This window comes from Streptomyces sp. HNM0575, assembly GCF_012726265.1.
In the GTDB taxonomy this organism is placed as follows: Bacteria; Actinomycetota; Actinomycetes; order Streptomycetales; family Streptomycetaceae; genus Streptomyces.
In genome coordinates this window covers 1-17,331 of sequence record NZ_JAASAG010000024.1, presented here as the reverse complement: position 1 = coordinate 17,331, position 17,331 = coordinate 1, and the positions used below count along the sequence as shown (strand labels likewise).

The 17,331-nt window shown below is 71.4% G+C and carries 2 protein-coding genes; both read right to left on the bottom strand.

The genetic code is table 11. The annotated features are described in order from the left end of the window. The coding region (locus HCC61_RS31115) for a type I polyketide synthase (RefSeq protein WP_169140993.1) at nt 1–16,597 on the bottom strand (16,597 nt) is incomplete at its 3' end. Nucleotides 16,598–16,637: 40 nt separating this feature from the next. Continuing rightward, nucleotides 16,638–17,331, bottom strand: a 694-nt coding sequence (locus HCC61_RS29910; RefSeq protein WP_240969425.1) for a phosphopantetheine-binding protein, incomplete at its 5' end; no start/stop codon positions are given.

Sequence of the window (17,331 nt, the reverse complement as noted above, 5' to 3'; positions counted from 1 at the left end):
CCAACGCCGTCCCCGTACCATGCGCCTCCACCGCATCCACATCCGACGCCGCAAGACCCGCAGCCGACAACGCCTGCCGAATCACCCGCTGCTGCGACGGACCATTCGGCGCCGTCAAACCGTTGGACGCACCGTCCTGGTTGACGGCACTGCCCCGCACCACCGCCAGCACCCGATGCCCAAGACGCTCCGCATCCGAGAGCCGCTCCAACACCAACAACCCCACGCCTTCTGAGAAGCCGGTGCCGTCGGCGGAGTCGGAGAAGGCCTTGCACCGGCCGTCGGCTGCCACGCCGCGCTGCCGGGAGATCTCGACGAAGGTCGCCGGGGTGGACATCACGCTGACGCCGCCGGCGAGCGCCATGTCGCACTCCCCCTGACGGAGCGACTGGGCCGCCCAGTGCAGGGACACCAGTGACGACGAGCAGGCCGTGTCGAGGGTGACCGCCGGGCCCTCCAGGCCCAGGGTGTAGGCGATACGCCCGGAGGCGACGCTCGGCGAGCTGCCGGTGCCGTGGTGGCCTTCGAAGTCGCTGCTGAGGAGCTGGGCGTAGTCGTTGTACATCACGCCCGCGAAGACACCGGTCGAACTGCCGCGCAGCGACTGCGGATCGACCCCGGCACGCTCCAGCGCCTCCCACGACGCCTCCAGCAGCAGCCGCTGCTGCGAGTCGGTGGCCAGGGCCTCGCGGGGCGACATGCCGAAGAACGCGGCGTCGAAGTCGCCTGCGTCGTGCAGGAATCCGCCGAAGCGGGTGACGGACGTGCCGGTGCGTTCGGAGTCCGGGTGGAGCAGGGCGTCGAGATCCCAGCCGCGGTCGGCGGGGAACTCGGTGATGACGTCGTCGCCGTCGAGCAGCACCCGCCACAGGTCCTCCGGCGATTCGACGCCGCCGGGGAAGCGGCAGGACATGCCGACGATGGCGATCGGGTCGTCGTCGACGGACGTCCGCACGGCCGTGGGGAGCGCCACTTCGGCTTCGGCGCCGAAGAGTTCGTCCCGCAGGTGTTCGGCGAGGACGGTGGCGTTGGGGTGGTCGAAGACGAGGGTGGCGGGAAGCCGCAGGCCGGTGACTTCGGTGAGCCGGTTGCGCAGGGCGACGGCGGTCAGCGAGTCGAAGCCGAGCTCGCGGAAGGCCCGTGTGACGTCGACGGACGCGGCGGCTGTGTGTCCCAGTACGGTGGCGACTTCGGCTCGTACCAAGTCCTTGAGCGCGTCGAGACGTTGGGGTGCGGTGAGCGCCGAAAGGCGCCGTACGAGGGAGCCCGCGGTCTCGGAGCCGGCTGCGGCACGGCGGGTGCGGGTGCGGATCAGGCGGCGCAGCAGGGGCTGTACGTCGTCCTGGGCGCGCAGTACGGACAGGTCCAGCCGGGCGGGCACCAGGGCGGGTTCGCCGGTGGCCAGTGCGGCGTCGAAGAGTTCGAGTCCCTGCTCGACGGAGAGCGGGGGCATGCCGGAGCGTTCCAGGCGCCGCATGTCGGCTTCGGTGAGGTCGCCGGTCATGCCGGCGCCCTGCGCCCAGGTGCCCCATGCCAACGATGCGGCGGGCAGGCCGAGTTGGCTGCGGTGGAGGGCCAGCGCGTCGAGGAAGGCGTTGCCCGCGGCGTAGTTGCCCTGGCCCGCGCCGCCGAGGACTCCGGACGCGGAGGAGAACAGCACGAAGGCGGAGAGGTCCCGGTCGCGGGTCAGTTCGTGCAGGTTCCATGCCGCGTCCGCCTTGGGGCGCAGCACCGTCTCCACACGCTGAGCTGTCAGGGATTCGATGACGCCGTCGTCCAGGACGCCCGCGGTGTGCACCACGGCGCCGATCGAGTGTTCGGAGAGCAGAGCGGACAGTGCTTCACGGTCGCCTGCGTCGCATGCGGCGATCTCCGCCCGCGCGCCGAGCTCGTTCAGTTCGGCGGCCAGCTCCGTCGCGCCTTCGGCCTGTTGGCCTCGGCGTGAGACGAGCAGCAGGTCCCGTACGCCGTGCTCCGAGGCCAGGTGCCGCGCGACGGACGCGCCGAGACCGCCGGTGCCTCCGGTGATCAGTACGGTGCCGTCGACGTCCCACGATGCGGTGGTCTCGGCCGGGGTGACGCGTGCCAGCCGCGCCGCGTGCACCTGGCCGTCCCGCAGCAGCAGTTGGGGTTCGTCCTCGGCCAGGGCGGGCCGGAGCGCGGCCAGCGAGGCCTCGGCCCCGTCGAGGTCGAGCAGCCCGAACCGGCCGGGGTGTTCGGCCTGTGCCGAGCGCACCAGGCCCCATACGGCGGCAGCCGCCGGGTCCTCACCGGTTGCCGCGCCGCGCGTGACGAACACCAGGCGGCTGTCCGCGAACCGCTCGTCGTCCAGCCACAGTTGGACCGTCTCCAGGGCATGCGCCGTAGCCGCGTGCGCGGAGGCCGCAACATCGCCGTCCGTACGGGCGGACACCGGTGCCAGCACCACGCCCGGCACGGAGGCGGCGTCGACGGTGGTGGTGTCCGTCCAGATGTCGACGCCGGCCGATGCCTCGCGCAGTGCCCGGGTGACGTCGGGTGCCTCCTCACCGAGGATCGCCACGCTCTCGGGCGGCTTCTCGCCGTCGGCCGCGGCGACCCACTCGACGCCGAACAGGGAGTCGGCGGCGGCGCTCTGGCCCGTGAGCTGGCCGGCCGACACGACGCGTTTGGCCAGCGACTCGACGGTCGCCACCGGTGCGCCTTCCGGGTCGGCGAGGGCGACGGTCATCGTGCGGTCGGCTGCGGGCGCGAGCCTGACCCGTACGACGGACGCACCGGTGGCGTGGAGGGAGAGCCCTCCCCAGGAGAACGGCAGCCCGGCCTCGTCCTCGGAGGCGAGGAGCAGCGCGTGCAGGGCGGCGTCGAGCAGGGCGGGGTGGAGTCCGAAGCCGTCGGCTTCGACGCCGTCGGGCAGTTCCGCCTCGGCGTAGACGGTGCCGCCGTGGCCGCGCCAGCAGGCGCGCAGGCCACGGAAGGCGGGCCCGTAGGTGAAGCCGGACTCGGCGAACCGCTCGTAGCAACCTTCCGTGTCGACGAGTTCGGCGCCGGCGGGCGGCCACGCGGACGCGTCGAAGTCGGCGGTGCGGGCCCCGGCGGCGAGCAGGCCGGTGGCGTGTTCCGTCCAGGGGGTGTCGGCGGCGTCCTCGGGCCGTGCGTGGACGGCGACGGGGCGGCGCCCGAGCTCGTCGGCGTCGCCGACGGTGACCTGGAGGACGACCGCACCGCGGTCCGGGAGCACCAGGGGCGCGGTGAGCGTCAGGTCCTCAACGACGTCGCAGCCGGTGTCGTCGCCTGCTCGCAGCGCGAGTTCGGCGAAGGCCGAGCCCGGCACCAGTGTCCGTCCGAAGGCCTCGTGGTCGCCGAGCCAGGGGTGTGTGTGCAGGGAGAGCCTGCTGGTGAACACCGTGCCTTCCGCGCCTGCCAGTTCGACGGCCGCGCCCAGCATGGGGTGTTCGACGGGCATCAGGCCGAGGCCGGAGGCGTCGCCCGTGCGGGCGGGCCGCGCCGGCCAGAAGCGGCGCCGCTGGAAGGCGTAGGTGGGCAGGTCTACGCGGCGGGCGCCGGTTCCGGCGAAGAGGGCGTCCCAGCGGACGGTCACGCCCCTCACGTGGGCTTCGGCGAGGGAGGTCAGCAACCGCCGCTGTCCGCCTTCGTCGCGCCGCAGCGTGCCGAAGGCGACGCCGTCGACGCCTGCGTCGTCGAGGGTCTGCTCCAGGCCGACGGTGAGGACGGGGTGGGCGCTGGGTTCGACGAAGACGGTGAATCCGTCGTCCAGGAGCGCCCGGGTGGCCTGCTCGAAGAGGACGGTGTGGCGCAGGCCGCGGTACCAGTAGTCGGCGTCGAGCTGGGTGGTGTCGATGCGCTGTCCGGTGACGGTGGAGTACAGCGGGATGTGGGCGGTGCGGGGGGCGGTGGGGGCGAGTTCCTCGATGACCTGGTCGCGGATGGTCTCGACGTGGACGGTGTGCGAGGCGTAGTCGACGGGGACGCGGCGGGCGCGCACGTCGTCGGCTTCGCAGGCGGCCTGGAGTTCGTCGAGTGCGGTGGCGTCTCCGGCGACGACCGTGGCGCGGGGGCCGTTGACGGCGGCGACCTCCAGGCGTCCGTCCCACCGTTCGAGCCGGGCGCGTACCTCTTCGACGGGCAGCGGCACGGACATCATGCCGCCGTCTCCGGTCAGGCGGTCCCCGACTGCCTGGCTGCGCAGGGCGACGATGCGTGCGGCGTCCTCCAGGCTCAGTGCTCCGGCCACCACGGCGGCGGCGATCTCGCCCTGCGAGTGCCCGACGACGGCTGCGGGTTCGACGCCGAAGGAGCGCCACACGTCGGCCAGTGCGACCATGACCGCCCACAGGGCGGGCTGCACCACGTCGACGCGTTCCAGGGCGGGGGCGCCGTCCGCGTCGCGCAGCACGTCCAGCAGCGACCAGTCGACGTACGGTGCCAGCGCGTCCGCGCACTCACGGAGACGTGCGGCGAAGACGTCGGAGGTCTCCAGCAACTCGCGGCCCATGCCGGCCCATTGGGAGCCCTGCCCGGGGAAGACGAAGGCGGTCTTGCCCGCGGTGCGGCGACCGGCCGTGCCGCTGACCAGCCCGTCGGCCGGGGTGCCCTCGGCGAGGGAGCGCAGCGCGCCCAGCAGTTCCCCGCGGTCGGCGCCGAGTACGACGGCGCGGTGGTCGAACGCGGCCCTGGTGGTCGCCAGGGAGAAGGCGCCGTCGACGATGCCGGGTGCCGCGTCGCCCTCCAAGTGGCCGGTGAGGCGGGTTGCTTGGGCCTGGAGCGCCTCGGCGGTCCTGCCGGAGACGAGCCATGGAACGACGGCGGGGGCGGTGTGCGCGGAGGGTTCGGGCTCGGCACCGTCGTGCTGCCGCCCGGCGGGCTCCCCCGCCTCCTCCTCGCCGTACGGGCTCCGCTGCCCGGGCTCTTCGGGCGCGGGGAGGGCCTCGGGCGTGAACTGCCTGTGGGGGCCGGGCTGTTCGAGGATGAGGTGGGCGTTGGTGCCGCTCACGCCGAAGGATGAGACGGCTGCCCGGCGGATGCGCTCGTCCTGCGGCCAGGCCGCGTCCCGGGTGAGGAGTTCGACTGCGCCGGTGTCCCAGTCGACGTGCGAGGAAGGCTCGTCGACGTGGAGGGTGCGGGGCAGGGTGCCGTGCTGCATCGCCTGCACCATCTTGATGACGCCCGCGACGCCCGCGGCGGCCTGTGTATGCCCGATGTTGGACTTGACCGAGCCGAGCAGCAGGGGATGTTCGCGGTCCTGGCCGTAGGTGGCCAGCAGAGCCTGCGCCTCGATAGGGTCTCCGAGGGAGGTGCCGGTTCCGTGGCCCTCCACGGCGTCCACGTCGGACGTCGACAGGCCCGCACTCGCCAACGCCTGCCGGATGACGCGCTGTTGGGACGGGCCGTTGGGCGCCGTCAGCCCGTTGGAGGCGCCGTCCTGGTTGAGGGCACTGCCGCGGACGACGGCGAGGACCCGGTGCCCGTTGCGGCGGGCGTCGGAGAGCCGTTCCAGTACGACCAGTCCGGCGCCCTCGGCCCAGCCCACACCGTCCGCCGAGTCCGAGTAGGCCTTGCAGCGGCCGTCCTCGGAGACTCCGCGCTGCCGGGAGAACTCCACGAAGGTGCTCGGGGTGGACATGACGGTGACGCCGCCCGCGAGGGCGAGGTCGCACTCGCCCTGTCGCAGGGCCTGCGCGGCCAGGTGCATGGCCACCAGCGACGACGAGCAGGCCGTGTCAACGGTCACGGCCGGCCCTTCGAAGCCGAAGGTGTAGGACACCCGGCCGGAGACGATGCTGCCCGCGCTGCCCTGACCCTGGTGGCCCTCCAGGTCGCCGCCCTCCAGGAGGGAGGCGTAGTCGTTGTACATGGCTCCGGTGAAGACGCCGGTGCGGCTGCCGCGCAGGTCGGCGGGGTCGGCTCCGGTGCGTTCCAGCGCCTCCCACGTCGTCTCCAGCAGCAGCCGCTGCTGCGAGTCGGTCGCCAGGGCCTCGCGCGGCGACATCCCGAAGAACTCGGGGTCGAACTCCCCTGCGTTGTGCAGGAATCCGCCGCTGCGGGTGTAGGAGGTGCCGGGGTGGTCCGGGTCGGGATGGTAGAGGCGCTCCAGGTCCCAGCCGCGGTCGGCGGGGAAGTCGCTGATGGCGTCCGTGCCTTGGGACACCAGCCGCCACAGGTCCTCAGGGGAGGCGACGCCGCCCGGGTAGCGGCAGGCCATCCCCACGATGACGACCGGGTCGTCGGCGAGGGACGGCAGCATTCGTGTGGGCACGTGCGGGACGGTCCGTGTGCCTTCGGCGGTGAGCAGTTCGTCCCGCAGATACTCGGCCAGGCTCATCGCCGTCGGGTAGTCGAAGACGAGCGTGGCGGGCAGGCGCAGGCCGGTCGCCGTCGTCAGCCGGTTACGGAGTTCGACGGCCGTCAGCGAGTCGAAGCCCAGGTCCTGGAAGGCGCGGGAGGCGTCGATGTCCCCGCCGCTGCTGTAGCTGAGGACGGCGGCGACTTCGCCGCATACGACGTCGACCAGCGTCTCCAGCCGCTCCGCGTCGGGGAGGGCGTCCAAGCGCTCAATGAGTGACAGCGCCGTCTGCGAACCGGCTGCGGTGCGTCGGGTACGGGTACGTATCAACCCGCGCAGCAGCGGCGGCACTTCACCCCGAGCACGGAAGACCGCCAGATCCAAACGCACCGGCACAAGCGCAGCCTCATCGGCAGCCAGGGCCGCATCGAACAGCTCCAGCCCCTCGGCCACCTCCAGCGGCGGCACACCAGAACGCCCCATCCGCTCGACATCCGCACCGGAAAGCATCCCCGCCGCCCACGGACCGAACGCCAACGACGCAGCAGGCAGCCCCAGTTGACGACGATGGACGGCGAGCGCGTCGAGAAACGCATTCGCCGCCGCGTAATTGCCCTGACCGGCCGTACCGAACGTCCCAGCCACCGACGAGAACAACACAAACGCCGACAGACCCCGTTCGCGGGTCAGTTCATGCAGATTCCAGGCGGCATCCACCTTCGGACGCAGCACCGAGTCGAGACGCTCCGGCGTCAACGACTCGATCACACCGTCATCCAGCACACCCGCCGCATGCACCACCGCACCGACCGAGTGCTCCGCCAGCAACGCCGACAGCGCTTCGCGGTCACTCACATCGCAGGCGGCGACCTCGACACTCGCGCCCTGTTCTGTCAGCTCGGCGGTCAACTCCTGTACGCCGTCGGCCTCCTGCCCACGACGCGACACCAGCAGCAGATCCCGCACACCGCGCTCGGAGACCAGATGCCGCGCCACGACCGCACCCAGACCACCCGTACCACCCGTGATCAGCACAGCCCCGTCGACATCCCACGAAGCGGCAGGCTCGGCCGAGGAGACGCGGGTCAGGCGCGGGGCGCGCATCTGACCGTCGCGGAGCGCCAGTTGGGGCTCGTCCGTGCCGAGGGCCTGCGGCAGGGCGGCAACGGACGCGTCGGTGTCATCGACGTCCAGCAGACCGAACCGGCCCGGATGCTCCGACTGCGCCGACCGCACCAGACCCCACACCGCCGCAGCAGCCAGATCCTCACCCGACACCGCACCACGGGTGACGATGACGAGGCGCGAACCCGCGAACCGCTCCTCAGCCACCCACTGCTGAAGCAACTCCAGTGCACGGCCCGTTGCGGAGTGCGCCGACTGCGCCACATCGCCGCCGGTCGCGCCGGCGACCGGCACGAGCACCGCTTCCGGCACCGTCTCGCCAAGCGAACCCAGGTCCGGCAGTTCGTCGACGGACGGGAAGCCCGCGCCGCGAAGCCCCTCGGCGAGTAGCAGGGGGTCCGCACCGAGAACCGTGAGCCGGTCGGGAGCCGGAGCCGACGGCCCGGCGAACGGGGACCAGCCGGCCCGGAACAGGGAGTCCCGGCGCGTACGGGAACCGTCCAACTGGCCGGCGGTGACGGGCCGTACGGTGAGCTGCTCGACCATCGCGACGGGAGCGCCCGACATGTCAGCCACGGCGACCGCGATCGAGCCGTCGGCACGACGCGTCAGCCGCGCCCGTACCGCATCGGCGTCGAAGGCGTGGAGCGACACCCCTCCCCAGGAGAACGGCAGCCCCGCGTCGCCTTCCTCAACGAGCAGGGCAGCGTGCAGAGTTGCGTCCAGCAGGGCGGGATGCAGTCCGAAGCCGCCGGTCCGGGTGTCCTCGGGCAGGGCGACCTCGGCGAAGATCTCACCGTCCCCGCCCCGCCAGGCGGCCTTCAGCCCCTGGAAGACGGGGCCGTAGGCGAACCCGGCGTCGGCGAACCGCTCGTAGCACTCCTCCACGTTCAGGGCGGTGGCCCCGGCGGGCGGCCACACCGACGCGTCGAACCCGGCGGTCTCGGCGCCGGGCGACAGCACACCCCCGGCATGCGCGGACCACGCCTCGTCATCCGCGCCGTCGGGACGGGCGTACACGTTGATCCTGCGGCTTCCGTCCTGATCCGGAGCACCGACCCAGGCCTGGAGCTGGACCGCACCACGCTCCGGCACGATCAGCGGCGCCGCGAGGGTCAGCTCCTCGACACGGTCGCAGCCGACCTCGTCACCGGCACGCACCGCCACATCGAGCAGCGCCGTGCCGGGCACCACGACCTGTCCCATGACGACGTGATCCGCCAGCCACGGGTGCGTGGCCAGTGACAGGCGGCTGGTGAACAACACCCCGTCGCCCTCGGCCAGTTCGACCGTCGCCCCCAGCAGCGGGTGCGCCACCGACTCCATGCCCGCGGCGCGCACGTCGCCGCGGCGGTGGGTGGCCGTGGGCCAGAAGCGCCTGTGCTGGAAGGCGTAGGTGGGCAGGTCGATCCGCTGTGCGCCGGTACGGTCGAAGAGCCGGGGCCACTCGACGGGCACGCCGTTGACGTGCAGACGGCCCAACGCGGTGAGTGCCGCGGCCTCTTCGGCGCGGTCCTTGCGCAGGACGGGCACAGTCAGGGATTCGGGGGCGATTGCTGCCGCCATGGCCGAGAGCACGCCGTCGGGGCCAAGCTCCAGGAATTCGGTTACGTCCTGCCCGGCCAGCCACTCGACGCTGTCGCCGAAACGCACCGCCCCGCGGACGTGCCGCACCCAATACTCCGGCGAGGCGATCTCCGCGCCGTCGGCCACACAGCCCGTGAGGTTCGAGACCACGGGAGTCCGCGGCGCCTCGAAGGCCAGGCCCTCGATCGTGCTGCGGAAGTCGTCCAGCATCGGATCCATCAACGGCGAATGGAACGCATGCGAGACCCGCAACCGCCGCGTCCGCACCCCTTGCTCCTCAAAGTGCGAGACGAGTGCGGCGACCGCGCTCTCCTCGCCCGAAACCACCACCGAGGACGGACCGTTGACCGCCCCCAGCGACACGTCTTCAGTGAGGAGCGGGGTGATCTCTTCCTCGGTGGTTTCGATGGCGGCCATCGCACCGCCCTCGGGCAGCGCCTCCATCAACCGGGCACGCGCCGACACCAGCGTGCACGCGTCGGGAAGGGACAACACCCCGGCGACATGAGCGGCAGCGATCTCACCGATGGAGTGCCCGGCGAGATAGTCCGGCTGGATACCCCAGGACTCCGCCAGGCGGAACAGCGCCACCTCCAGCGCGAACAGCGCAGGCTGAGCCCACCCCGTACGGTTCAGCGCCTCCGCATCCTCACCCCAGACCACATCCCGCAGACCCGGATCCAGATACGACAACACCGCATCGAAAGCCTCGGCGAAGACCGGGAAGCGGGCATACAACTCCCGCCCCATACCAAGCCGTTGACTCCCCTGACCCGAGAAGACCACAGCCAGCAGACCCGGATCGGACATGCTCACGCCGCGGGCGGCCTCGGTCAGCCCGTCCTCGTCGGCCAGCAGCACCGCACGATGCTCGAACACCGACCGGAACGCCGCCAGCGAGAAGCCCACGTCGGCCCGGGAGTGCTCTGGGCGGTCCTCCACGAATGAGGTCAGCGCGTCCAGTTGGGCCTGCAACGCCGGCTCCGACCGGCCCGACACCACCCACGGCACCACCGCAGGCACGATGTCGGCGCCCGGCTGGACGACCTCGACGGTCCCCGTGAACTGGGCCTCTTCCAGGGGTTGTTCGAGAATGAGGTGGGCGTTGGTGCCGCTCACACCGAACGATGAGACCGCGGCGCGGCGCACCCGCTCGTCCTGCGGCCACGCCGCGTCCTCGGTGAGAAGCTCCACCGCGCCGGACTCCCAGTCCACATGGGTGGAAGGCTCGTCGACGTGGAGGGTGCGGGGCAGGGTGCCGTGCCGCATCGCCTGCACCATCTTGATGACACCGGCGACGCCCGCGGCGGCCTGCGTATGACCGATGTTGGACTTCACCGACCCCAGCAGCAGCGGATGATCACGATCGCGGCCGTATGTCGCCAGGAGCGCCTGCGCCTCGATCGGGTCACCCAGCGTCGTACCGGTGCCATGCGCCTCGACGACGTCCACGTCACCGGTGGACAGCCCCGCGCTCGCCAACGCCTGCCGGATGACGCGCTGTTGGGACGGACCATTGGGCGCCGTCAAACCATTCGACGCGCCGTCCTGATTCACTGCGCTTCCGCGCAGGAGGGCCAGCACCCGGTGTCCGTTGCGCCGTGCGTCGGAGAGTCGTTCAAGTACGACCAGTCCGGCGCCCTCGGACCAGGCGACTCCGTCCGCGGCGTCGGCGAAGGACTTGCAGCGTCCGTCCGGGGACAGGCCACGCTGCCGGGAGAACTCCACGAAGGTGCTCGGGGTGGACATGACCGTCACACCGCCGGCCAGCGCCAGCTCGCATTCGCCGCCGCGGAGGGCCTGGGCGGCTAGGTGCATGGCCACCAGCGACGACGAGCACGCGGTGTCCACGGTCACGGCCGGGCCTTCGAAGCCGAAGGTGTAGGACACCCGGCCGGAGACGACGCTCGGAGACGCACCTGTGCCCTGGTAGCCCTCGAACGAGTCGTCGTTCATGAGCGTGCCGTAGTCGTTGTACATCACGCCGGTGAAGACGCCGGTGCGGCTGCCGCGCAGGTCGGCGGGGTCGACACCGGTACGCTCCAGCGCCTCCCACGACGCTTCCAGCAGCAGCCGCTGCTGCGAGTCCGTGGCCAGGGCCTCGCGGGGCGACATGCCGAAGAACTCGGGGTCGAACTCCCCTGCGTTGTGCAGGAATCCGCCGTTGCGCGTGTAGGAGGTCCCGGGGTGGTCGGGATCCGGGTGGAAGAGCGACTCCAGATCCCAGCCGCGGTCGGTGGGGAAGTCGCTGATGGCGTCCGTGCCTTGGCACACCAGTCGCCACAGGTCCTCAGGGGAGGCGACGCCGCCCGGGTAGCGGCAGGCCATCCCCACGATGACGACCGGGTCGTCCGCGAGGGACGGCAGCACTCGCGACGGCTCCAGGGCCGTCGTCTGCGCGTCCGTGCCGAACAGCTCGTCCCGCAGATGGGTGGCGAGGCCGGTCGCCGTCGGATAGTCGAAGATCATCGTGGCGGGCAGGCGCAGGCCGGTCGCCGTCGTCAGCCGGTTACGGAGTTCGACCGCCGTCAGCGAGTCGAAGCCCAGGTCCTGGAAAGCGCGGGAGGCGTCGATGTCCTCACCGCCGCCGTGGCCGAGCGCGGCGGCCACCTCGGTGCGCACCATCGCCAGCAACGCGTCGTGCCGTTCGTTCTCGCCGAGACCGCTGAGCCGCTGCACCAGCGAGACCGCCGTCTCGGAGCCGGCTGCGGTGCGTCGGGTACGGGTGCGTATCAACCCGCGCAGCAGCGGCGGCACTTCACCCCGAGCACGGAAGACCGCCAGATCCAAACGCACCGGCACAAGCGCAGCCTCATCGACGGCAAGGGCCGCATCGAACAGCTCCAGCCCCTCGGCCACCTCCAGCGGCGGCACACCAGAACGCCCCATCCGCTCGACATCCGCGCCGGAAAGCATCCCCGCCGCCCACGGGCCGAACGCCAACGACGCAGCAGGCAGCCCCAGTTGACGACGATGAACGGCCAACGCGTCGAGGAACGCATTCGCCGCCGCGTAATTGCCCTGACCGGCCGTACCGAACGTCCCAGCCACCGACGAGAACAACACAAACGCCGACAGACCCCGGTCGCGGGTCAGTTCGTGCAGATTCCAGGCGGCATCCACCTTCGGCCGCAGCACCGACTCCACACGCTCGGGCGTCAGGGACTCGATCACACCGTCGTCGAGCACGCCCGCCGCATGCACCACCGCACCGACGGGGTGCTGGGCGAGCAGTGCGGACAGCGCTTCGCGGTCGCTCACATCGCAGGCGGCGACCTCGACGCTCGCGCCCTGTTCTGTCAGCTCGGCGGTCAACTCCTGTACGCCGTCGGCCTCCTGCCCACGACGCGACACCAGCAGCAGATCCCGCACACCGCGCTCGGAGACCAGATGCCGCGCCACGACCGCACCCAGACCACCCGTACCACCCGTGATCAGCACAGCCCCGTCGACATCCCACGAAGCGGCAGGCTCGGCCGAGGAGACGCGGGTCAGGCGCGGGGCGCGCATCTGACCGTCGCGGAGCGCCAGTTGGGGCTCGTCCGTGCCGAGGGCCTGCGGCAGGGCGGCAACGGACGCGTCGGTGTCATCGACGTCCAGCAGACCGAACCGGCCCGGATGCTCCGACTGCGCCGACCGCACCAGACCCCACACCGCCGCAGCAGCCAGATCCTCACCCGACACCGCACCACGGGTGACGATGACGAGGCGCGAACCCGCGAACCGCTCCTCAGCCACCCACTGCTGAAGCAACTCCAGCACTCGCGCCGTGACGGAGTGGGCGGAGGCGGCCACGCGGTCGCCGTCGGTCTCACCCGCCACGGACACCAGCACCACGCCCGGAGCGGACGCCTCCACGGAGGCCAGGTCCGGCAGCACGTCGACCGCGACGCCCGCGTCCCCCAGAACTCCGGTCACGTCGAGCGCGTGCGACTCGACCACGCCCGCCCACGTGGGGGCGGACCGGGCCTGTACTCCGACCCATTCCACGTTGAACAGGGCGTTACGTTCGGCCGCGGCGGCGACCGCCAGTTTCTCGGCGTCCATCCGGCGCGTGTCCAACGACTCGACGGACGCGATGAGGTCGCCGGAGACATCGACGACGGTGACCGCCGTCGTACCGTCCGGGCGACGCACGAGCCGCACGCGTGCCCTTTCGGCTCCGACGGCCTGGAACGTCACTCCTTCCCAGTGGAAGGGAGCTCCGCCCGCCCCTTCGTCCGCCGCACCGACGGCGTGCAGGCCGGCGTCGAGCAGGGCGGGGTGCAGTCCGAAGCCCTCGATCCGGGTGTCCTCGGGCAGGGCGACCTCGGCGAAGATCTCACCGTCCTCGCCCCGCCAGGCGGCCTGGAGACCTTGGAAGACGGGGCCGTACTCAAAGCCCGCGTCGGCGAACCGCTCGTAGCAGTCCTCGACGTCCACCGGTGCCGCACCCGTCGGCGGCCACACCGACGCGTCGAAGTCCGTACGCGCTTCGGCACCCGAGGCCGCCAGCAGGCCGGAGGCATGCTCGATCCACTGGAGATCGTCGCCGCCGTCGGGCCTGGCGTGCACCGTGACGCCGCGGCGCCCGGACTCGTCGGGGGCGCCGACGGAGACCTGTACCTGGATCGCGCCCTGCTCCGGCACGATCAGGGGTGCCGCGAGGGTCAGGTCCTCGACGCGGTCGCAGCCGACCTCGTCACCGGCACGCACCGCCAGCTCGACGAACCCGGTACCGGGGAAGAGCACCCTCCCCTGCACGACATGGTCGGCCAGCCACGGGTGCGTGGCCAGCGACAGGCGGCTGGTGAAGAGGACGGTGTCCGACCCCGCCACCTCCACGGCCGCGCCCAGCAGCGGATGATCCACCGACTCCAGACCGGCGGCGCGCACGTCGCCGCGACGTGAAGTGCCGGTGGGCCAGAAGCGCCTGTGCCGGAAGGCGTACGTGGGCAGGTCGACCTGCCGGGCGTCGGTGCCGTCGAACAGCCGGGCGAAGTCAACTGCGTGCCCGTTGACGTGAAGGTGGGCCAATGCGGTCAAGGCCGTGGCCTCTTCGCCGCGGTCCTTGCGCAGGACGGGAACGGCCGTGGTCTCGGGGGCGATTGCCGCGGCCATCGCGGACAGCACGCCGTCGGGGCCCAGTTCAAGGAATTCGGTGACGTCCTGCTCGGTCAGCCACTCGACGCTGTCGCCGAAACGCACCGCCTCGCGGACGTGCCGCACCCAGTACTCCGGGGAAGCGATCTCCGCGGCGTCGGCCACACGGCCCGTGAGGTTCGAGACCACGGGAGTCCGCGGCGCCTCGAAGCTCAGCCCCACGATGGCGGTGCGGAAGTCCTCCAGCATCGGGTCCATCAACGGCGAATGGAACGCATGCGAGACCCGCAACCGCCGCGTCCGCACCCCCTGTTCCTCAAAGTGCGAGACGAGTGCGCTGACCGCGCTCTCCTCGCCCGAAACCACCACCGAGGACGGGCCGTTGACCGCCCCCAGCGATACGTCTTCGGTGAGGAGCGGGGTGATCTCTTCCTCGGTGGTTTCGATGGCGGCCATGGCGCCGCCCTCGGGCAGCGCCTCCATCAGCCGGGCACGGGCCGAGACCAACGCACACGCGTCCTCAAGCGAGAACACCCCGGCAACATGAGCGGCCGCGATCTCACCAATGGAGTGCCCGGCGAGGTAGTCGGGCTGGACGCCCCACGATTCGGCCAGCCGGAACAGCGCCACCTCCAGCGCGAACAGCGCAGGCTGCGCCCACCCCGTACGATTCAGCGCCTGTTCGTCCTCGTCGTCCTCGCCCCAGACCACATCCCGCAGACCCGGATCCAGGTGCGCCAAGGCGGCATCGAAAGCTCCGGCGAAGACCGGGAACCGGCCATACAACTCCCGCCCCATACCGAGCCGTTGACTCCCCTGACCGGAGAAGACCACAGCCAACGGACCCGGATCGGACATGCTCACGCCGCGAGCAGCCTCGGTGAGACCCTCCTCGTCGGCCAGCAGCACCGCACGATGCTCGAACACCGACCGCGACACCACCGACGAGAAACCCACGTCGGCCCGGGAATACTCGGGACGGCCCTCCACGAAGGAGGTCAGCGAGTCCAGTTGGGCCTGCAACGCCGGCTCCGACCGGCCCGACACCAGCCACGGCACGACCGCAGGCACGATGTCGGCGCCCGGCTGGACGACCCGGACGGCCTCCTCGTCCTCGCCGTCGGCCGCCTCGGGCTCCGGGGCGGGCAGCGGCGGCTGTTCGAGGATCACGTGGGCGTTGGTGCCGCTCACGCCGAACGAGGAGACCGCGGCCCGTCGCACCCGCTCGCTCTGGGGCCACTCCCTCTGCTCGGCGAGCAGTTCGACTGCTCCCGCTTCCCAGTCGACGTGCGAGGAGGGCGTGTCTGCGTGCAGGGTGCGCGGAAGGAGCCCATGGTGCATCGCCTGCACCATCTTGATGACACCGGCGACACCCGCAGCCGCCTGCGTATGACCGATGTTGGACTTGATCGACCCGATGTAGAGGGGCTGTTCGCGGTCCTGCCCGTACGTCGCCATCAGCGCGTGCGCCTCGATGGGATCGCCCAGGGTGGTGCCCGTACCGTGCGCCTCGACGGCGTCCACGTCTGACGGCGAAAGCTCCGCGTTGGCCAACGCCCGGCGGATGACGCGCTGTTGGGACGGACCGTTGGGCGCTGTCAGCCCGTTGGAGGCGCCGTCCTGGTTGATGGCCGAACCGCGCAGTACGGCGAGGACCTTGTGGCCGTTGCGCTGCGCGTCCGAGAGCTTCTCCAGGGCGATCATGCCGACACCCTCGGACCAGCCGGTGCCGTCGGCGGACTCGGAGAACGCCTTGCAACGGCCGTCCGCGGCGAGACCGCCCTGGCGTGAGAACTCCACGAAGGCGTGCGGGGTGGACATGACCGTCACGCCGCCGGCCAGCGCCAGGTCGCACTCGCCCGACCGCAGGGCCTGTGCGGCCAGATGCATGGCCACCAGCGACGACGAGCACGCGGTGTCCACCGTCACCGCCGGGCCTTCCAGGCCGAAGGCGTACGAGAGCCGTCCCGAGATCACGCTCGCGATGAGCCCCGTCGAGGCGTGTCCCTCGTCCCCGAAGGCGGGATCCAACAGGTCCGCGTAGTCCTGTCCGTTGGTGCCGACGAACACGCCCGTCTGGCTGCCGCGTAGCGAGGCCGGGGCGATGCCGCCGCGTTCGAGGGCCTCCCAGGAGGTCTCCAGGACGAGCCGCTGCTGCGGGTCCATGCCGAGTGCCTCGCGCGGCGAGATCCCGAAGAAGTCCGCGTCGAACTCGGCGGCCGTAGAGAGGAAACCGCCTTCGCCCGACACGCTCGACCCGGCTCCGCCGGACGCGAGCGCGCCCAGGTCCCAGCCGCGGTCGGCCGGGAAGGGCGAGATCGCGTCCCGCCCTTCGGTGACCAACTGCCAGACCTGCTCGGGTGATTCGACGTCGCCGGGGAAGCGGCACGCCATCCCGACGACGGCTATCGGCTCGTTGGCCCTCTGCTCCAGTTCGTGAACGCGTTCGCGAGCACGACGAAGATCAACAGTGACGCGCCTGAGGTACTCGACTACCTTGTCCTGCTGCTCTTCCTGCACTGTCCAGCCTCATTTCCTGCTGCAAGAACGCGGAGCCCGTTCAGGGGAGATCCAGCAGCTCGTCATCGATGATGTCGAGCAGCCGATCCACGGAAGCCGACTCGATATCCGCTTCGGAGGGGCCACCGGTGACCGGCGACGCCTTGCGCATGCGCGCGAGGATCTCGTCCAGGCGCTCCTGGACGGCCCTGTGGTCGGGGTGCTTCTCGGACACCGACCACAGCGAGGCCTCGAAGCGCTCCAACTCGTCGAGCACCGAACCGGCCGTGTCGGCGTCGCGGTTCGAGAGCCGACTGCTCCCCACATGGGACAGGAGGCAGTCGGCCACACCGCGGGGGGTGGGATGGTCGAAGATCAGCCCGGAGGGCAGCGGCACTTCGGTGGCGCGCTTGAGCCGGTTACGGAGTTCGACCGCGGTCAGCGAGTCGAACCCCTGGTCCCGGAAGGTCTTGTCGGCGCTGATCGCCGTGGCGCTGGAGTGTCCCAGGGCTGCGGCGGCATGCGTACGGACCAGTTCCAGCAGCTCCCGGGAACGCTCCGCCTCCGGCAACCCCGCCAGGCGCGCCTTCAGCCCCGACTCGCCGCCGCTGCCGTCGCCCGTACCACCGTCGGAGTCGGTGTCCGGTTCGGCGAGTACGCGCTGGACCTGGGGGATCTCCGAGAGCAACGCGCTGGGACGCTCCGCCGTGAAACTCGGCGCGAACAGCTCCCAGTCCGTATTCGTCACCGTCAGC